Below are 17,967 nucleotides of genomic sequence, written 5' to 3' on the forward strand. Positions count from 1 at the left end.
AGGTTTTTGGCTAATAAGCTTGTCAATTCTGGCGAACATAATCCTTATCGTCACCAGCGCCTTTGCAAGACGCGACCATAAAGTCAGCATTTCCATAGTCCCCGAGGGATTAATTTTTCGCGACGAAGCCCCAGGTTTCAATCGTCAAGACTTGATCCTGAGCGAAGAAATACGCTCAATCCGGGTTCGACGTAATCCGTTTTTCAAGTCGCTGATCATTGATCTGAAAGAGACGAATCAACGTTTCTCGCTAAGTAATTTCAGTCTTCCTGACGATTTCCTGTCGCAAATACCAACCCGTCTGAAGGCACAAAATATTGGCCTTCAGTAGGTCTCGATGGGTTCGCCGCGCCGGCCCATTAATCCCCCAACCCTCCTCATTTGCAGAGGTCCGAATTCCCACCGCACCCTATAGGGTAGGCCCTGCCTGCCACGGGTTTGCGTTTCAGTCCGTTCGGGCACTTCAAAAACTATAAGAACAGAGGTGGTTCCGTTGAAATTTTCCAGGCTTTTTATCGCGATTGCGGCCACGGCGGGTGGGGCGCTGGTGGGGTGTCAGACCCAGGGTTCGACCGGCGCGGATATGGTGATGCGCAATGGTTATGTGTATACCGTCGACGGCAAGAATTCGGTGCAGCAGGCGATCGCCGTGACCGGGGGCAAGATCGTTTATGTCGGTAGCGATGACGGTGTGGCGCCCTACATCGGCAAACAGACACAACTGATCGATCTGGCCGGTCGCATGTTGATGCCGGGTTTTATCGACGGGCATATGCACCCCGGTGACGGCGGCCGTGCCATGACGTTGTGCGATCTGAAATACCAGACGATGACGCGCAAGGTGTTCCAGGACACCATTCAGGCGTGCCTCGATGCCGACAAGGACAAGGGACCGGACGTGTGGCTGGAGGTGGGCAGTTGGGATCGCATGGGCATGGACGGGCTCGACGGCGATCCGGATAAATCGACGCTGGACGCGCTGAAGACCCAACGTCCGATCCAGGTTCGCTCCACGGATTTCCACACGGTGTTGGTCAACTCCCGGGGCCTGGAAGTGGCGGGCATCAACAAGCACACCGCCAACCCGAGTGACGGCAAGTACATGCGCGACAGCACCGGCAACCCGAACGGTATTTGCGAGGACGGCGCGGCGGATACGATGGCCGCCGTGGTGCCGCCCGCCACCGATGCCGAGAAACTGACCCAGATCCGCGCCGCGCTGGACGCGATGCGTCAGCAAGGCATCACCAGTTTCTTCGACGCCTTGTCGGGGCCGGAAAATGGCAAAGCCTTCACCACCCTGCAGCAATCCGGCGCACTGACCGCCCGGGCCTTGCTGGCGATCAAACTGGACCCGGCGGCTGCGGCGGCAGACCCGACCAAAACCATCGCCGAGGCCAAGGCCCTCGCCAACACGTACGATCAGGGCGAAACCAAAGTCGCGCCGGGCGTGAGCATGCGCCACGTCAAACTGTTCATGGATGGCATCATCAACGCGCCGGCTGACACGGGCGCAATGTTGACGCCCTACCTGCACAACGCGGGCACCGACAAGACGCCGAAGTGGGCGCCGGGTAAAAACCTCGGTGAACTGTACTTCCCGCCGCAGGTGCTCAATCCGTTGCTGCTGAAAGCGGTCGAGGCCGGTTTTGATCCGCACCTGCACGCCACCGGCGACCGCGCGGTGCGTGACTCGTTGAACGGCATCGAGTACGTGCGCCAGCAACTGCCGGGCAAGGCTTTCCGTCCGACGATTACTCACAACGAGTCCGTGGACCCCGCCGACTATCCGCGCTTCAAGGCGCTGGACGTGACCGCCAACATGTCCTTCCAGTGGGCACAGCAGGCGCCGTCCACGGTGGATGGCACCAGCGATCATCTCGGCGCCGCACGGTTCGCCCGCATGGAACCGTCGGGCAGCATCGCCCGGGCGGGTGGTCGGGTGGCCTATGGCAGCGATTGGCCGGTGGACCCGCTCGACGAGTTTCTTGCGCTGAAAATCGGTGTCACCCGTTCGGGCGATCCGCTGAACCCCCACAGTTACGGCCCTCAGTACGCGGGCCGGTTGAACGCCGATCCGGCGTTATCCCGTGCCGAAGTGCTGCGCACCATTACCCTGAATGCCGCCGAGCAGTTGAAACTGGACGCGGTGGTGGGTTCGGTCGAGGTTGGCAAGTTTGCGGACCTGATCGTGCTGGACAAGAACTTCATGCAAGTGCCCGAAGTGGAATTGGCGCGTAATAACGTGTTGCTGACGATGGTCGGCGGCAAAGTGGTGTGGGCCAAGGCACCGTTCGTGGGGCTGGATCGCCTATCGGTTCCGGTCGCCGTTTTGAATGCGGAACAAAAAAAATAATACTGCCGAGCAAGATGGCCCCCTGAAAACCTGCGTCGTCAGGACCGAGTCGGCGCTCAGGCGTCCAGTGAGCGCTTACACTCCTTGTGACGAGGAGCTTGCTGTGGCGAGGGGGCAGGCTCGCTCGCCACAGGATAGAGTTAGCCCCCGCGAATTCGATACATTCTTTCAATCTGTATGGAGACAGTCCCCATGGCCATCCACGCCCAACGCGCCGACGCCAGCCACCTCGACCAAGCCGCCAACCTTTTCGACGCCTACCGTGGTTTCTACGGCCAACCTTCGAACCTGCCGCAGTCCCGGGACTTCATCGCCGAGCGCATCGCCAAGGATGAGTCCGCGATTTTCCTGGCCCTGGACGCCGACGGCGAGGCATTGGGTTTTGTGCAGTTGTACCCGACGTTCTCCTCCATCGACGCCCACCGCGCGTGGTTGCTCAGTGACCTGTTCACCACGCCCGCCGCACGGGGCCGTGGGGTAGGGAGGTTGCTGATGAACACCGCCCGCGCTTTTGCGCTGTCGACGGGGGCGAAGGGATTGATGCTGGAAACGGCGACCGACAATTACGGCGCCCAGCGCTTGTATGAGTCGGTGGGGTACGTGCGGGATACGGGTTACTACACCTATTGCCTCGATTTGAAGCAGGGCTGATCGCCTCAGCTCAACAGCCGTTGAATCTGCGCCAACTCCCAGGTACTCAGCAAACTCACCGGGTCGGTGCCAAAGCGCCAGGCGTCGAGGGTTCCCTCGCGACCGTCCGGGCTCAGGCAGTGTTGGCAGTGCTGCAAGCGCAGGCCGTCGAAGTCCAGGGTCAGGCGCCAGCCTTCGATATTGACCTGGACCTGGCCGGGTTCGCACGGCTGATGAAGCCGCCGCAAGGGGCGGACTTCCAAGGCGGCGTCGCGCAGGATTTGGCAGACTTCGCGGGCGGTGAGGGCGGGTGCTGGAATCAAGGGGCGCTGGCTCATGTTCATTGCTCAATGAGGGGGAGGTTATACCTGACAGCGGCTTTTGAGTACGCGCTCGAACGGATCGTTTAATTGACTCACAGCCCAATCGCCTTTAAACATCAGTCCACTCGATGCCGCCGCCAGGACCTCCGTATGCCGCTGAGTTTTCACAAAATGCACGCCAATGGTGATGACTTCGTTGTTGTCGACTCGCGAAACTCGGCCAATCCCATCACCAGTACCCTCGCCCGGCGAATGGGTGATCGGCGCCGGGGCATTGGCTTCAATCAACTCGCGGTGATGCTCGATTGCGCTGACGCCACTGCACGCTTGATGTTCTGGAATGCCGATGGCTCGACGCTGGCTGTCTGTGGCAGCGCAACCCGGGGCGTCGCGGCGATGCTGATGTGCGAATCCAATACCCGTTCGGTAACGCTGCGAACCAATCGCGGCTTGCTCACGTGCGAGCGAACCTCGACCGGTGCCATTTCCGTCAACATGGGCGCGCCGCTGTTCGGCTGGCCGGATATCCCCCTGGCGCAAGAACTGGACACCGCCGTGCTGCCCCTGACCGGCGGCCCGGCCGCGTGCAGCATGGGCAATCCGCACTGCACCTATTTTGTGGATGACCTGAGCGCCGTCGATGTAGAGGTACTCGGGCCGACCCTTGAAATCGATCCCTTGTTCCCGTTAAGAACAAATGTGCACTTCGTTCAGATCATTGATCGTAAGCACATTCGCCTGCGCATTTGGGAACGCTGGGGCGGGATTCCGCTCGGTTCGGGTTCCTGCTCCTGCGGCGCGGCGGTTAACGGGATTCGTCGTGGCCTGCTGGACAATTGCGTTGAGGTTGAATGTGATGGCGGCACCGTGACGGTTCAGTGGGATGGCGCAGGGCCGGTCTTTCTCACCGGGCCGGTCGAGGCGGTTTTTTCGGGAAAAATCACCGATCGCTTGTTACAGGATTGATTGCGGTTCGGTGGTCGCCACTGTCGCTGGCCCTGCCGCCCCCAATTCCGTAACATCCGCAACCTTCTTTCTCCGCATCTCCCAGCGGCCGGCACCATCGGCCCGCCTTTCAGGTCAGTCATGAAACCACAACGTCTGCGCGCCGATGCCCTGGCCGGGCTCACTACATCCTTTGCATTGCTGCCCGAATGCATCGCCTTCGCCTTGGTGGCGCACCTCAATCCGCTGATGGGCCTGTATGGCGCGTTCATTATTTGCACGTTGACCGCGCTGTTCGGCGGCCGGCCGGGGATGGTGTCCGGTGCCGCCGGGTCGATGGCGGTGGTGATTGTCGCGTTGGTGGTGCAGCACGGCGTGCAGTACTTGCTGGCCACGGTGCTGTTGGGCGGGGTGATCATGATGGCGTTCGGGTTGTTGCGCCTGGGCAAACTGGTGCGCATGGTGCCGCACCCGGTGATGCTGGGTTTCGTCAACGGCTTGGCGATTATCATTGCGTTGGCGCAGTTGGAGCACTTCAAGAGCGGCGACACCTGGCTCAGCGGCACACCGCTTTACCTGATGGGCGGCCTGGTGGCGCTGACGATGGCCATCGTCTATCTGCTGCCGCGCTTGACCCGTGCGGTGCCACCGGCATTGGTGGCGATTCTTGGCGTCGGGTTGGCGGTGTACCTGCTGGGCCTGCCGACGCGCACATTGGGCGACATGGCGCACATCGCCGGCGGTTTGCCGGGTTTTGCGTGGCCGGATATTCCGTGGAACCTCGACACCCTGCGCATCGTCGCGCCCTACGCGATATTGATGGCCCTGGTCGGCCTGCTGGAAACCCTGCTCACCCTGAACCTCACCGACGAAATCACCGAGAGCCGTGGTTACCCGGATCGCGAGTGCGTGGCGCTGGGCGCGGCGAATATGGTGTCCGGTGCGTTTGGCGGCATGGGCGGTTGCGCGATGATCGGCCAGACCGTGATCAACCTCAGTTCCGGCGGTCGTGGTCGACTGTCCGGTGTCATTGCCGGGGTGATGATTCTGTTGTTCGTGCTGTTTCTGTCGCCGCTGATCGAGCGTATTCCGCTGGCGGCGTTGGTTGGTGTGATGTTCGTGGTCTCGCAGCAGACCTTCGCCTGGGCTTCGTTGCGGGTGATTAATAAAGTGCCGCTCAACGATGTGCTGGTGATCATCGCCGTGACCACCATCACCGTGTTCACCGACCTGGCCACTGCCGTGCTCTGCGGGATCATCATCGCCGCGCTCAACTTTGCCTGGCAGCAGGCCCGCGAGCTGTACGCCGACACGTACCTGGAAACCGACGGCAGCAAACTCTATCGCCTGCACGGCACGTTGTTTTTCGCCTCGACCGCGCCGTTTCTCAACCAGTTCGATCCGGCCAACGATCCGGCGCAAGTGACGCTCGATTGTCGTCATTTGAGCTTCGTCGATTACTCGGCCATCGCGGCGCTAAAGACTTTGCGTGAACGCTATGAAAAGGTCGGCAAGCATCTGCAGGTGTTTCACTTGTCGGAGCGCTGCAAGAAGATGCTTAAGCGTGCGGGTGTGGATCACAGCTGATCGTTGGGTTCGTGCCTGGCCCGAGTCGGTGTGTTTTTTCTAGGTCTTCCTAAAAACCTGCTTGAATAGAAACTTCCGACGACTCAGCCTTCAATACAATGACCGACCTGAAAGACAATCTCTCTTCTCTTCACCCATCGCCCTCTGCCGAGGCGTCTGACCGGCGCCGCTCCCTGGTGGCTGGCTGCGGTGCTCACGCCATCCATGATGGGCTGACCGACGTTATTTATGTGTTATTGCCGATCTGGCAGGCGCAGTTCGGCTTGAGTTTCGCCCAGATCGGGCTGTTGCGCGGCGCCTATGCGGGGATGATGGCCGGTTTTCAACTGCTGGCGAGTCGGGCCGCCAAGCGCTGGGGGCGCGAGCGCTTGCTGGTGGGCGGAACGGCACTCGCCGGCCTGGCCTATTTGCTGGCTGGGCAGGCCGGCGGGTTGACGGTGTTGTTGCTGGCGCTGCTATTGGGCGGGTTGGGCGCCAGTACCCAGCATCCGCTGGCGTCTTCGTTGATCACCGATACGTATGAGGCGGGCGGCGGGGTCAAGCAGGCGTTGGCGCAGTACAACTTTTCCGGAGATATCGGCAAAACGCTGGTTCCGGGGTTGATCGGTTTGTTGCTGACGGTCATCAGTTGGCGTGCCAGCGTCACTCTGTTGGGCTTCCTGGGATTGGCCGCAGCAGGCTTGCTGTGGTGGCTGATTCCGGCGCGTTGCGAGTCTGCAACCACCCACGCCAAGACGTCCAGGGTGATCACCGGCAGCGGTTCTGCCAGTGGGTTGCGGGCGCTGATCCTGACCGGAACGTTGGACAGTGCAGTGCGCATGGGATTTCTCACATTTTTGCCCTTCCTGTTGAAAGACAAAGGTGCCGGGACCGCTGGCATCGGTCTGGCGCTGACGATGCTGTTTATCGGCGGTGCATTCGGCAAGTTGCTGTGCGGCTATCTGGGCGCACGCATCGGCATGGTGAAAACCGTGTGGCTGACCGAGTTCACCACAGCGGTGTTGATCGTTATGGCGGTATATCTGCCGTTTTTCGGCCTGATGGTGATGTTGCCGTTGCTGGGGCTGGCGCTTAATGGCACGTCGTCGGTGCTGTATGGCGCGGTGCCGGACCTGGCAGGGTCGGGCAAACGCGAGCAGGCGTTCGCGGTGTTTTACACCGGCACCATCGGCGGTGGTGCGCTGGCGCCGGTGCTGTTTGGCAGCCTGGGTGACGCCACCGGTGTCCCCGTCGCGGTGATGTTGTTGGCTACGACCCTGTTGCTGACGTTGCCGTTGTCCTGGTGTGTGCAGCGGGGGATCGACGCGGATGCCCGTCACGATCAGAGCGTGAGTTGAACGTCAGTCTCTGATGCACAAATCAACGTTGCGGCAGGCCCCAACGCTCTTGCAACTGCGCATATTCCGACTCCGGCAACTGCACCAGCAATGGCCCCTGACGCGGGTCCAGCCATTTGAGCAGGCGCGCAATGTCCGCAGGGTCCATGGCCGTGCAGCCCAGCGTCCCCGACGCCGGCCCGCGCCAGATATGAAAGAAAATGCATGAGCCTGCACCAGCAGATGCGGGGGTGTTGTGCTCGATAAAAATGCCTTGGCGGTACATGTCATCGTCGCGGCGCATGTGTTCGGAGCTGTTCCAGTCCTTGGTCACGGTCGCACCATCGACCAGTTGGTTGTAGCGTTTGGACTGGCTGTCATCCACGCATTCGATGGTCGGGGTCAGCGGTAAGTAAGGCAGTTGGGTTTCGGCGGTTTTATCGTAGCCAAATGCGGTGCCCAGTTTGAAAACTCCGGCCGGGGCTTTGCCGTCGCCCTCGCGTTTAATGGGGCCGTCGCGCGGGTCAACCACCGTCAGCCCCTTACCCCAGGCCAGTCCGCTTTTACCGACCACCACCGCAAACGGGTCGCCGATTTTTTGAAAGGTTGGCCCGTGCCGTTCATAGCGCTGAGCGGTGCCCTGGATGTCGGTCCAGTTTTTGGTGGTGACGATAATTAGCTGGTTGCGGGTATTGAGCGCCAGCGGGGTAATGGGGAAATCCATCACCTGATTCAATGCCGGATTACCGCTGTAGGTGAAGTGCCACCATTCTTTCGAATAGCCGACAAACCCTTCTTTTTCCAAAGCGCTGGTGAGTCGCTGGCGATTGGCTTTGGCGGTCGCATTGATCGCCGTGCTGTCGGCGTGTGCCGGCTCGTCGAAGCAGTCAAAACCGGTCCCCATGTCCAGCGCACCGTCCGTAAAGCGCTGGCCATAAGGCAAGGTGCAATCGACTTGTTTGGCCGAGGGCGTCCAGGTGGCGGCGGGGATGGCGTCAGGGCCGGTCAGCGTCAGGTCCAGCGTGCTGCCTTTGGAATGCCCCGAGACTCGCGCCACATAACCCAGTTTCCAGAAGTCCTGTTTGTCCACCCGAGGATAGAATTCGGCCTTGGTGGGATCGCCCGCAACTTTGGCGAAGTTGCCCATGTCGGCGACCGCGCGGGCCGGTCGATAGCAGTCGAACACCTTCAACCCATAGCCTTGCGCCCGCAATGCGGTTTGCACCCGGCTGAGGGCCTTGGCCGCGTCCACGGACAACAGGCACTCGGGCGCCTCGTAACCGTCGAGGGGATGGCCGGTGAAGTTATGTGCCGTGGCGTAGCGGATGTCTTGCTCGATGCTCGGGTCGATCGAACGCAGGTAGACCATGTGCTCGGGACGCGGCTCGGCGCTGGCCAGGCACGGCACCACGAGGCTGAGAAACAGGGCCGGGACGAGCTTGCAAAACGGGTGCATGGGAGACCTCCAGTGTCAGGTGCGGCGAGCCAGATACACGAGGCTCTGGGGTTGCCCCGGGACGTCATCCAGGACGTCGAAGCGCTGCATGCCGATTTTTTCCAGCACACCAATAGACGCCGAGTGGGCGGGCCTGACCAGCGCAAACACCTGCTCGGCATTCAGGTCCGCAAAGGCGAATTCCAGCGCCGCAGTGCCGAGCTCTGTCGCATAACCCTTGCCCCACGCCGCCGTATCAAACCGATAACCCAGGTTAAGGCGTTCGTCGTCCAGGTAGTGGTACAGCGCAATGCCGCCGAAACCGATCACCTGGTCTGGCGCTTCACGGGTGGCAATCGCCCATTGCCCATAGCCGTGCTCTCGCCAGTGTTTGAGCCAGCCCTCCAGCAGTGTTTCGGCCTGACGAAGCTCGGTCAGCGGTCCGGCGGGGTTGAACTGATGGGTCGCCGGGTCGCCGTAGATCGCAAACAGGCGAGTCAGGTCTTCAGCTTTCGGCGCCCTCAAAATCAATCGCGCAGTGGTGGTCATCATTTTTTCGGCACCTTGCCGCTGCTGGGGATATGCAGGTAAGCCATCACGCTTTCGGTCAGCTCGGTCGCCAGTTTCACCGCTTCTTTGTTACGCGCCATCACCCCCGCGACCAAACCTTCGATCAAGGCGAGTACGGCGATGTTGGAACTGGTCAGCACCGGGTGGTCGGCGGGGGCGAACAGGGTGTGTTCGGCGATGCTGGTGAGCGGCGAGGCAGGGGAGTCGGTGATCGCCAATACCGCGGCGCCGCGCTCGTTGGCGAAGCGCGCCAGTTGCAGGGTGTCGAGGGAATAGCGCGGCAGGGAGATCGCCAGCAACACGTCCTGATCGGTAATCGCGGCCAGGCGGTACGCGGCGTTTTCGTTGCCGCCCTCCATGCTGATTGCGGTGGCGTCGGCGCAGAACGGCATCAGGGTCGAGGCCGCGAGGCCGGCGAAGTAGACGCTGTTGCCAAAGCCGAGGATGTAGATCTTGCGTGCGGTGGTCAGTCGGGTGACGAAGGCTTCAAAGGTGTCGGCGTGGTTGTTGGTCGCTGCGGTGGCGAGGTTGCTGCTGGCGCTCTGGATTTGTTCATGCAGGCCAAACGCTCCGCCCGGCCGATGGGCCAGTTCGTTGCGCAGTTTGTCCACCGGCGAGACCATTTGCTGCAATGTCGCGACCAGTTCGGCCTTCATCCCGGTGTAGCCGCCCAGGTCCATGGCCTTGGCCAAACGGTTGACCGCCGCGGGTGAGGTCGAGGTTTCGTGGGCCATCTCTTCGATGGTCAGCGTCGCCGCTCGCAAGGGATGACGCAGGATAAAGTCCGCGACCTTGCGCAATGACGGCGGCAGATCGGCAACGATTTCCGCGAGTTTGCGCATGACCGGCGCGGCATAGACCGTGGTGTTTTTCGAGGGGCTCGGCATGTGCGGCTCGATACGTCCTGAGGGCATAAGGTTGGCTGGAGTGTATCCGAAGCCAACCGTCGGTGCGCTGCGCGGGTTTGACTGACTATTTCAAACTCCCGGACAGAAACTGCTGGAGCCGTTCGGACTGCGGGTTGACCAGCACTTCACGCGGGTCGCCACGTTCTTCGACCTGGCCCTTGTGCAGGAACACCAATTGGTTCGACACCTCGCGGGCGAAACCCATTTCGTGGGTCACGACCACCATGGTCCGGCCTTCCAGGGCCAGGTCCTGCATGACCTTGAGCACTTCACCGACCAGTTCCGGGTCGAGTGCCGAGGTTGGTTCGTCGAACAGCATCACTTCCGGCTCCATCGCCAGCGCCCGGGCAATCGCCACGCGCTGCTGTTCGCCGCCGGACATGTGCGCCGGCCACGCATCCTTGCGATGAGCGACGCCGACTTTGTTCAAGTAATGCTCGGCCTTTTCCCGCGCCTCTTTTTTGCCGATGCCCAGCACATGCACCGGGGCTTCCATGACATTTTCCAAAGCACTCATGTGCGACCAAAGATTGAAATGCTGGAACACCATCGACAGCCGTGAACGCATACGCTGCAACTGTTTAGGCTCGGCAGCCTTGAGCCCGCCGAGTTTATTGGAGACCAGTTTCAGCGGTTCGCCGTTGAGCACGATGTTGCCGGCGTTGGGCTGCTCCAGCAGGTTGATGCAGCGCAGAAAGGTGCTTTTGCCGGAGCCGCTGGAGCCGATGATGCTGATCACATCACCGGCCTTCGCTTCCAGGGACACGCCCTTCAGGACTTCGTGTGAACCGTAGCTTTTGTGCAGGTTCTGGATTTCAAGTTTGTACATGCTGTTCACTCTTCTGGGGTCAGTCGCTGAGCAAGCGACCCTGGCGAATAAGGCGGGTGCCGGCGACTTTCGCCAGCCACAAACCGGGCTGGGCGAAACGCAGGCGTTCCCGGGCATAGAGGATGCCGTCGGTGCTGGCGCGCACGATGCTGTGGCGGTCGGTCAGCGGATCGAGCACTTCGAACAGTGGATCGCCGACCCGAACCTTGGCGCCCAACGGTTGCAAAAAACTCACCACGCCGGGGTGCGGCGCGTAGGCGTATTGCGCGCCGGCGAAGGGTGTTGCTTCACAGCGGCTCGGTGGTGCGGCGGGCCAGTCACCGCTGATCAGGCCTTGGTCGGCGAGGTAGCCCAGGATCGCTTCGGCGCTGTCGACACATGGCTCGCGCTCGGTGTCGGCCATGCCGCGCAATTCGATGGTGGTTGCCACGCAGCCCAGGGGAATCGCGGCGTCCGGGAACAGTTCGGCCAAACGCAACCAAGGGATCGCGCAGGCTTCATCGAAGGCGCTGCCGCCGGCATCTTCGGCCAGCAGCGCGGCGTCGGCACCCAGGCGCGCGGCCAATGAGCGCAGACGCGGCCAGTGTTGCGGCATGGCGTAAAGCAGCATGATCGACTCGAAATCACAGTGCAGGTCCAGCACCACATCGGCGTCGCAGGCGTGTTGCAGCAGCAAGCGGCGCAGGCCGTCGAGTTCCGAGGTCGCAGGTGGCATGTCGGCGACGACATCGACCATGGCGCGGCGGATCAGCAGCGCGTTGAGGTCGGCATCGTCGCTCAGTTGATCTTTCACCAGCGCCGCCACGGCTTCGGCGAGCTCCGGGAAATCCCGATTGAAATTCTTGCCGCTGTTGAACTCGAAACGACCCTGATGGGTGGCCTGGAACATCTGCGCGATGCCAATCGGATTGGCCATTGGCACCAACTCGATCACGCCGTTCAGCCGACCTTGCTCCTCCAGCACCCGCAGACGGCGCTTGAGCTCAACCGCCACGCGCATCCCCGGCAACTCATCGGCATGCAGCGACGCCTGGATGTACGCCTTGCGCGGCCCGCTGCCAAAACGAAACAACGACAGACGCCGTTCAGTGCCAGAAGCACTCCACGGCAACAAATATTCAATGTGTTCCATAAGCGCTCCTTAATGCTTGCGCGGTGCCAGGTAGGCCAGCCAGCGGCGCTCGGCCAGCTTGAACAGGCGCACCAGAATGAAGGTCAGGGCCAGGTAGATGAGGCCGGCGGTGATGAACGCCTCGAACGGCAGGTAGAACCGCGAACTGACGGTTCGCGCCGCGCCAGTGATGTCCACCAGCGTGACGATTGACGCCAGGCTGGTGGTTTGCAGCATCATCAACACTTCGTTGCTGTACTGCGGCAGCGCCCGGCGCAGGGCCGAGGGCAGCAGAATCCGCCGGTACAAGGTGAAGCGCGACATGCCCATGGCTCTGGCCGCTTCGATCTCGCCGTGGGCCGTGGATTTCAGGCTGCCGGCCAGCAATTCCGCGCTGTAGGCGCTGGTGTTGATCGCAAACGCCAGGCACGCGCAGAAAGTCGCGCTGGACAGGTACGGCCAGAGCACGCTTTCACGCACGGCGGCGAATTGCGCCAGGCCGTAATAGATCAGGAACAACTGCACCAGCATCGGCGTGCCGCGAATCACGTAGGTGTAGAGCCACGCCGGGAAGCTGAGCAGCGGTGAGCGGGAGACGCGCAGTAACGCCAGCGGGATCGCCAGCATCAGGCCGAACGCCAGGGAAATCGCCAGCACTTTGAGGGTCAACACGGCGCCGTTGAGGTACAGCGGCAGGTTTTCCCAGATCAGGTTGTAGTCGAGCATCAGTGTTGGCTCCCGATCACAATTCGGCGGCTTTGATGCCGACCGAATAGTGTTTTTCCAGATAGCGCAGCACCAGCAGCGACACGCTGGTGAGCATCAGGTACAGCGCCGCGACGGCGAGGAAAAACGTGAACGGCTCGTGGGTCGCGTCGGCGGCGTTCTTGGCTTTGAACATCATGTCTTGCAGACCGATCACCGAAATCAGCGCGGTGGATTTGGTCAGCACCAGCCAGTTGTTGGTGAACCCCGGAATGGCGAAACGGATCATCTGCGGCATCAGAATCCGCCAGAACACTTGCCCTCCACTCATGCCATACGCCGCGCCGGCCTCGGCCTGACCCTTGGGGATCGCCATGAACGCGCCGCGAAAGGTTTCCGACAGATAGGCGCCAAAAATGAAGCCCATGGTGCAGACGCCGGCAATGAACGGATTGATGTCGATGTAGTGGGTGTAACCGAACGCCAGGGCGATGCGGTTCACCAGGTCCTGGCCGCCGTAGAAGATCAGCAGGATCAGCACCAGGTCCGGAATCCCGCGAATCAGTGTGGTGTACGTTTCACCGAGCATCGCCAGCCATTTGAGCGGCGACAGGCGAAAGGCCGCGCCGATCAGGCCGAGGGCAATCGCCATGGCCATGGAGGTCAGGGCCAGGTTGATGGTCAGCCAGGCGCCATCGAGAATGCTCGATCCGTAGCCGTGAAGCATGATGAAGTTCCTCAAAAAACGCGCGAGACAACCCGGTGCGCCGCCTGCCAGAGGCGGGCGCCAGGCTTGCGGGTAAGGGTTTACTCGCCGTAGATATCGAACGCGAAGTACTTGGCCATGACTTGCTGGTACTTGCCGTTGGCGCGGATCGCATCAATCGCGGTGTTGAGGCGTGCAACGTTCACGCTGTCGCCTTTGCGCACCGCGATCCCGGCGCCGCGACCGAAGTATTTCGGGTCGTTGATGTCCGGCCCGACCAGGGCAAAACCGTTGCCTGCCGGGGTTTTGATAAAGCTCTCGTTGGTGTTGACGATGTCGGCGAGGGTGGCGTCCAGACGACCCGAGGCCAGGTCGAGAAAGGCTTCGTTTTGTGAGCCGTAACGCACCACATCGACCCCGGCTTTTTCAAGCTGCTCGGTGGCGAAACGGTCGTAGGTCGAGGAGCGCTGCACGCCGACTTTCTTGCCCTTGAGGTCCACCAGCGGATCGTTGATCACGTTGCCGGCCTTCATCGCGAACTTGCCCGGCGTGTGGTAGTACTTTTCGCTGAAATCCACCGATTTCATCCGGTCTTCAGTGATCGACATCGATGACAGCACGGCATCGATCTTGCGTACTTTGAGCGACGGGATCATGCCGTCGAATTCCTGGATCACCCACTCGCACTTGACCTTCATTTCTTCGCACAGCGCGTTGCCGATGTCGTAGTCGAAACCACTGACATTGCCTTCCGGCGTCTTGTAGGAAAAGGGCGGGTAAGCGGCTTCGATACCGATGCGCAGGCTGTCGTCGTCGGCGTGAGCCAAAAAGCTTGCAGCGGACAGGGCCAGGGCGCCTAGAAGTGCTGTCTTGTTCATGTTGTTGACTCCTTGGGGGGGCGATTTTGTGGAGCTATAAATGACACGTAATATTTCATAAATCAATACAGTGAAAATAAACATATCAACACGAGGCGTAAAAAATCCTGGCTTTACTCGGGATGCGCGCACAGAAAAGGATTAAAAGCCTTGGCGCAGAGGGGTTTGTGCTGCGACAGCAAGCACTGGATACCGTCAGTCGGCTGGCCCGGCTAGAGAGCTTTTTTATCGCTCCCAAGCATATTTTTACTAATTTTCCTATGCAGAGGGATGTCGCACTATCGAGCTTCACCAAGCGCGATACGGCTTTCCAGGATGAAAGTCTTCTACACAACGATGTCGGCCCCAAGAGCCCGCCACGATTGAACGGTTAATGGTCTCTGGCCAGCACTGCCCGGCTTTACCCTAATTTTAAAAAACAGCTGTGGGAGCGTTCCATGTCTTTATCTTTGCGTACCTGTGTCCCTTTTTCCCTGGCCCTGTTGTGCACCGGCGTGTTCGCCGCGCCGCAGGATTTGACCGTCATTTCTTTTGGCGGCGTCACCAAGCAGGCCCAGGACAAGGCCTACTTCCAACCCTTCGACGCCAGCGGTGCCGGGCGCATCGTCGCCGGCGAATACAATGGCGAACTGTCGAAAATCAAGGCCATGGTCGATGTCGGCCATACCAGTTGGGACGTGGTCGAGGTCGAGAGTCCGGAGCTGCTACGCGGCTGTGATGCCGGCCTGTTCGAGAAACTCGACGCCGCCAGTTTCGGCGATCAGAGCCAGTACGTGCCGGGGACGTTTACCGAGTGTGGCGTGGCCACTTATGTCTGGTCGATGGTGATGGCCTTCGACCAGAACAAACTGGCCAAGACACCCAGCTCCTGGGCGGATTTCTGGAACGTCAGCGACTTCCCGGGCAAGCGCGGCCTGCGCAAAGGCGCCAAGTACACCCTGGAAATCGCGCTAATGGCCGACGGTGTCGCGCCGGACCAACTCTACAAAGTGCTGGGCACCCCTGAGGGTGTAAGCCGGGCCTTTGCCAAGCTCGACAAAATCAAATCGAATATCCAGTGGTGGGAGGCCGGCGCTCAACCGGCGCAGTGGTTGATTGCCGGTGACGTGGTGATGAGCGCCGCATACAACGGGCGTATCGCCGCCGCGCAGAAAGAGGGCATGAAGCTGAGCATCGTCTGGCCACAGAGCCTGTACGACCCGGAATACTGGGCCATCGTCAAAGGCACGCCGAACAAGGCCCTGGCCGAGCGTTTCATCGCATTTGCCAGCCAGCCGCAGACTCAGAAAGTGTTCTCCGAAAACATCCCGTATGGCCCGGTTCACCGTCAGGCGTTAGCGCTGCTGCCGCTGCCCGTGCAACAGCAATTGCCGACGGCAGAAGCCAACATGGCCAAGGCTCGAGCCGTGGATGCGGAGTTCTGGGTGGACCATGGCGAGGAGCTGGAAGAACGCTTTAATGCGTGGGCGGCGCGGTAAGTCAGACAGGGAAACGCAGAATAAGCTTTAGCAGCAGGGCTTTTGTGGTGAGGGAGCTTGCTCCCGCTGGACTGTGAAGCAGTCCCTTCTTGGGGGTTGCTTCGCACCCAGCGGGAGCAAGCCCCTTAGCCACAGGTTTTGTGTCAGCTTTTGAATAGTTGGCCTGACCTTCAGCTCACCGCGCCACCAACCGCAACGCACTCGCCACACTCCCCACCGCCGCAAACCCCGCGCCGATGCTCAACGCCAGCACCGGGCCGTGGGTGCCGGACATCCCGAAACTCAACGCCACCAACGCCGCGCCGGTGGCCTGGCCGATCAACCGGGCCATGGCGATGGTGCCGCTGGCACCGCTGGCGCGTTCCCGGGGGGCACTGGTCATCAGGGCTTTCTGGTTCGGGGCCTGGAAGAAACCGAAGCCGATGCCGCAGACGATCATGCGGATCACAATCCCGAGGGCGCTCGGATCGCTGGGCAACAAGGCCAGCGACACCATCCCCGCGCTGAGAATTGCCAGCCCGATCCCGCCCAGCAGGCCTGGCGGATAAGTATCCGACAGGCGTCCGGCCACCGGCGCGATAAGCGCCACAACGATGGACCATGGGGTCATCAGGAAACCGGTCTGGATCGGATCGCGGCCCAACGTCGTTTCGAAAAAGAACGGCAGCGAGACGAATGCCAGGCCTTGGGCAGCGAAGGAACAGAACGCGGTCAGCGTCGATAAGGCAAACATCGGCCGCTTGAGCAGGTCGAGGGGGAACATCGGTGCCGGGTGCCCGGCTTCGCGGCGCAGCATCAAGGCGCCAGCGATGAGGAAAACCGCCAGGGCAATCAACACGCTGATCATCGAACCCAATTGCGCAGCCTGGCTCAGCGCGAAAATCAACGCGCCGAAGGTGATGACATTGAGCATCGCGGTGCGCCGGTCGAACACCACGGCTTTGGGCGTGCTGGTCGGCAATGAACTCCAGGCGAAGGTCAGGGCAAACAGGCCCAGCGGCAGGTTGATCGCAAACAGCCACGGCCAGTTGGCGACCGACAGCACCAGCGACGCGATGGTCGGGCCGGCGGCGAAGCAGGTGCCGACCACCAGCGCATTCAAACCCAGGCCACGGCCGAGGCGTTCCGGGGGGAAGATCAAACCGATCAGCGCGGCGTTCACGCTCATGATGGCGCTGGCACCGACGCCCTGGAGGACGCGGGCGACGGTCAGGGTCGGCAGCGACCATGCCAGTGCGCAAAACGCCGACGCCACCACAAACAGGATGATGCCGCCGAGAAACACCTTGCGATGCCCGATGATGCCGCCCAGCGCGGCGAACGGCAGCAAGGTGGCCACGGCCGCCAATTGATAGGCATTGATGATCCACACCGACGCGGCGGGCGAGGCATTCAAATCCGCTGCAATGGTCGGCAGCGCCGTGTTGGCGATGGCGGTGTCGAGTACCGCCAGGGCAATCGACATGAGAATGGCCACCAGCCCGCGAAGTTCGCGGGCGGTGAGTTTGCCGGGGGCCGTGGCGGGTTGCGGCGAGGCGGGCTGATTCATCAGTTGCGACTGGCCAGGGCCAAACGACAGGCCAGTCCGAGAAAGACCACGCCCAGCAATTGATTCATCCATTTACCGACTCGTTTACTGGCCGCCATGCGTGTACCGAGTTTGCTGGCCATGACAATCACGCCGCCATTCACCAGCAGGCCAATCAGGTTCAGTACGGTGGCGAGGGCCAGCATCTGCACGACGATTGAGCCTGACTGCGGGTTGATGAATTGGGGAAACAGCGCCAACACAAACAGCGCCATTTTCGGGTTCAGCAAGTTAGTCAGCAGGCCTTGCTTGAAAATCTGCGGCAGGGGATGGGCGGCGACGGCGATGCCCGTCGACAGCGGCGTGCCGGCGGAACGGAAAGTCTTCCAGGCCAGGAAGGCCAGGTACGCCGCCCCGGCGAAACGCACCACGTCATAGGCGACGGGCACCGTGACGAACAGTTGGGAAAGCCCCAGCGCACTTGCGAGTGCATGGCAATAGGTGCCGAGCTGGATGCCCGCCAGGGAGGCGAAGCCGGCGGCCCGTCCCTGACTGGCGCTGCGCGAGGCGATCAGCAGCATGTCGGGGCCGGGCGTGAGCGCCAGGGCAAGGCAGGCGCCGGAAAACAGCGCAAGGACTGAAAGACTGATCATGGTGAATCC

At 61.2% G+C, this 17,967-nt stretch carries 18 protein-coding genes; 7 read left to right on the forward strand and 11 right to left on the reverse strand.

The features are described from left to right. The 3 genes from V5E99_RS21620 to V5E99_RS21630 all read left to right on the forward strand — a co-directional run. Positions 1 to 331 (forward strand): hypothetical protein (locus V5E99_RS21620; RefSeq protein WP_499804281.1); only part of this gene is annotated, 331 nt, incomplete at its 5' end. A 162-nt stretch (positions 332 to 493) separates the two neighbouring features. After that, positions 494 to 2,356 carry an amidohydrolase gene (locus tag V5E99_RS21625; protein WP_499804282.1) on the forward strand — a complete coding sequence of 621 codons (1,863 nt, stop codon included), beginning with the start codon at positions 494 to 496 and terminating at the stop codon, positions 2,354 to 2,356. Positions 2,357 to 2,548: 192 nt separating this feature from the next. Then, on the forward strand, positions 2,549 to 3,007 hold the full coding sequence (locus V5E99_RS21630) for a GNAT family N-acetyltransferase (protein WP_499804283.1): 459 nt from the start codon (positions 2,549 to 2,551) through the stop codon (positions 3,005 to 3,007). 5 nt (positions 3,008 to 3,012) lie between these two features. Here the strand turns inward: V5E99_RS21630 and V5E99_RS21635 are convergent, their stop codons facing one another. Next, positions 3,013 to 3,324 (reverse strand): DUF7693 family protein, encoded by a 312-nt coding sequence (locus V5E99_RS21635; RefSeq protein ID WP_499804284.1) that lies wholly within the window; start codon positions 3,322 to 3,324, stop codon positions 3,013 to 3,015. A gap of 135 nt (positions 3,325 to 3,459) precedes the next feature. Between V5E99_RS21635 and dapF the strand changes: the two genes are divergently transcribed. From dapF to V5E99_RS21650, 3 genes are all read left to right on the forward strand, one after another. Beyond that, complete coding sequence (gene dapF / locus V5E99_RS21640; RefSeq protein WP_499804285.1) at positions 3,460 to 4,275, forward strand: diaminopimelate epimerase; 816 nt, start codon at positions 3,460 to 3,462, stop codon at positions 4,273 to 4,275. Between the two features lie 120 nt (positions 4,276 to 4,395). Further along, positions 4,396 to 5,841 (forward strand): SulP family inorganic anion transporter, encoded by a 1,446-nt coding sequence (locus V5E99_RS21645; protein ID WP_499804286.1) that lies wholly within the window; start codon positions 4,396 to 4,398, stop codon positions 5,839 to 5,841. A 98-nt stretch (positions 5,842 to 5,939) separates the two neighbouring features. Continuing rightward, on the forward strand, positions 5,940 to 7,178 hold the full coding sequence (locus V5E99_RS21650) for an MFS transporter (protein ID WP_499804287.1): 1,239 nt from the start codon (positions 5,940 to 5,942) through the stop codon (positions 7,176 to 7,178). 22 nt (positions 7,179 to 7,200) lie between these two features. Here V5E99_RS21650 and V5E99_RS21655 read toward each other — a convergent pair whose 3' ends face one another. From V5E99_RS21655 to V5E99_RS21690, 8 genes are all read right to left on the reverse strand, one after another. After that, complete coding sequence (locus tag V5E99_RS21655; RefSeq protein ID WP_499804288.1) at positions 7,201 to 8,613, reverse strand: M15 family metallopeptidase; 1,413 nt, start codon at positions 8,611 to 8,613, stop codon at positions 7,201 to 7,203. Between the two features lie 15 nt (positions 8,614 to 8,628). Beyond that, positions 8,629 to 9,144: a GNAT family N-acetyltransferase gene (locus V5E99_RS21660; RefSeq protein WP_499804289.1), complete on the reverse strand. Its 516-nt coding sequence runs from the start codon at positions 9,142 to 9,144 to the stop codon at positions 8,629 to 8,631. Then, the gene (locus V5E99_RS21665; RefSeq protein WP_499804290.1) at positions 9,141 to 10,049 is read right to left on the reverse strand and encodes a MurR/RpiR family transcriptional regulator; all 909 of its coding nucleotides are present in this window, start codon (positions 10,047 to 10,049) and stop codon (positions 9,141 to 9,143) included. Before V5E99_RS21665 ends, V5E99_RS21660 begins: the two co-directional genes overlap by 4 nt. Positions 10,050 to 10,134: 85 nt before the next feature. Continuing rightward, complete coding sequence (locus V5E99_RS21670) at positions 10,135 to 10,899, reverse strand: ABC transporter ATP-binding protein (protein ID WP_499804291.1); 765 nt, start codon at positions 10,897 to 10,899, stop codon at positions 10,135 to 10,137. A gap of 19 nt (positions 10,900 to 10,918) precedes the next feature. After that, positions 10,919 to 12,031: a succinylglutamate desuccinylase/aspartoacylase family protein gene (locus V5E99_RS21675; protein ID WP_499804292.1), complete on the reverse strand. Its 1,113-nt coding sequence runs from the start codon at positions 12,029 to 12,031 to the stop codon at positions 10,919 to 10,921. 9 nt (positions 12,032 to 12,040) lie between these two features. Beyond that, the gene (locus V5E99_RS21680) at positions 12,041 to 12,736 is read right to left on the reverse strand and encodes an ABC transporter permease (protein WP_499804293.1); all 696 of its coding nucleotides are present in this window, start codon (positions 12,734 to 12,736) and stop codon (positions 12,041 to 12,043) included. 16 nt (positions 12,737 to 12,752) lie between these two features. After that, on the reverse strand, positions 12,753 to 13,442 hold the full coding sequence (locus V5E99_RS21685) for an ABC transporter permease (protein WP_499804294.1): 690 nt from the start codon (positions 13,440 to 13,442) through the stop codon (positions 12,753 to 12,755). Positions 13,443 to 13,522: 80 nt separating this feature from the next. Next, entirely contained in the window at positions 13,523 to 14,299 is a 777-nt protein-coding gene (locus V5E99_RS21690; protein ID WP_499804295.1) for an ABC transporter substrate-binding protein, read from the reverse strand. Between the two features lie 437 nt (positions 14,300 to 14,736). Here V5E99_RS21690 and V5E99_RS21695 point away from each other — a divergent pair, with 437 nt between their 5' ends. Next, positions 14,737 to 15,777, forward strand: a complete 1,041-nt coding sequence (locus V5E99_RS21695; RefSeq protein WP_499804296.1) for a gamma-aminobutyric acid-binding protein — start codon at positions 14,737 to 14,739, stop codon at positions 15,775 to 15,777. Between the two features lie 175 nt (positions 15,778 to 15,952). On the opposite strand, the gene V5E99_RS21700 is transcribed toward V5E99_RS21695, so the two are convergent. Both V5E99_RS21700 and V5E99_RS21705 read right to left on the reverse strand, forming a co-directional pair. After that, positions 15,953 to 17,326, reverse strand: a complete 1,374-nt coding sequence (locus V5E99_RS21700) for an MFS transporter (RefSeq protein WP_499804395.1) — start codon at positions 17,324 to 17,326, stop codon at positions 15,953 to 15,955. Next, the gene (locus tag V5E99_RS21705) at positions 17,326 to 17,958 is read right to left on the reverse strand and encodes a LysE family translocator (protein ID WP_499804297.1); all 633 of its coding nucleotides are present in this window, start codon (positions 17,956 to 17,958) and stop codon (positions 17,326 to 17,328) included. Before V5E99_RS21705 ends, V5E99_RS21700 begins: the two co-directional genes overlap by 1 nt. Positions 17,959 to 17,967 lie beyond the last annotated feature (9 nt).

The sequence above is a fragment of the Janthinobacterium sp. LPB2021202312-11-4 genome, from assembly GCF_037049705.1.
Lineage (GTDB): Bacteria > Pseudomonadota > Gammaproteobacteria > Pseudomonadales > Pseudomonadaceae > Aquipseudomonas.

Coding starts and splice junctions, on each gene's coding strand:
- V5E99_RS21645 (WP_499804286.1), top strand. CDS start 4,396: ATGAAACCACAACGTCTGCGCGCCGATGCCCTGGCCGGGCTCACTACA.
- V5E99_RS21680 (WP_499804293.1), bottom strand. CDS start 12,736: ATGCTCGACTACAACCTGATCTGGGAAAACCTGCCGCTGTACCTCAAC.
- V5E99_RS21650 (WP_499804287.1), top strand. CDS start 5,940: ATGACCGACCTGAAAGACAATCTCTCTTCTCTTCACCCATCGCCCTCT.
- V5E99_RS21665 (WP_499804290.1), bottom strand. CDS start 10,049: ATGCCGAGCCCCTCGAAAAACACCACGGTCTATGCCGCGCCGGTCATG.
- V5E99_RS21695 (WP_499804296.1), top strand. CDS start 14,737: ATGTCTTTATCTTTGCGTACCTGTGTCCCTTTTTCCCTGGCCCTGTTG.
- V5E99_RS21630 (WP_499804283.1), top strand. CDS start 2,549: ATGGCCATCCACGCCCAACGCGCCGACGCCAGCCACCTCGACCAAGCC.
- dapF (WP_499804285.1), top strand. CDS start 3,460: ATGCCGCTGAGTTTTCACAAAATGCACGCCAATGGTGATGACTTCGTT.
- V5E99_RS21655 (WP_499804288.1), bottom strand. CDS start 8,613: ATGCACCCGTTTTGCAAGCTCGTCCCGGCCCTGTTTCTCAGCCTCGTG.
- V5E99_RS21685 (WP_499804294.1), bottom strand. CDS start 13,442: ATGCTTCACGGCTACGGATCGAGCATTCTCGATGGCGCCTGGCTGACC.
- V5E99_RS21705 (WP_499804297.1), bottom strand. CDS start 17,958: ATGATCAGTCTTTCAGTCCTTGCGCTGTTTTCCGGCGCCTGCCTTGCC.
- V5E99_RS21700 (WP_499804395.1), bottom strand. CDS start 17,326: ATGAATCAGCCCGCCTCGCCGCAACCCGCCACGGCCCCCGGCAAACTC.
- V5E99_RS21660 (WP_499804289.1), bottom strand. CDS start 9,144: ATGATGACCACCACTGCGCGATTGATTTTGAGGGCGCCGAAAGCTGAA.
- V5E99_RS21690 (WP_499804295.1), bottom strand. CDS start 14,299: ATGAACAAGACAGCACTTCTAGGCGCCCTGGCCCTGTCCGCTGCAAGC.
- V5E99_RS21670 (WP_499804291.1), bottom strand. CDS start 10,899: ATGTACAAACTTGAAATCCAGAACCTGCACAAAAGCTACGGTTCACAC.
- V5E99_RS21675 (WP_499804292.1), bottom strand. CDS start 12,031: ATGGAACACATTGAATATTTGTTGCCGTGGAGTGCTTCTGGCACTGAA.
- V5E99_RS21635 (WP_499804284.1), bottom strand. CDS start 3,324: ATGAGCCAGCGCCCCTTGATTCCAGCACCCGCCCTCACCGCCCGCGAA.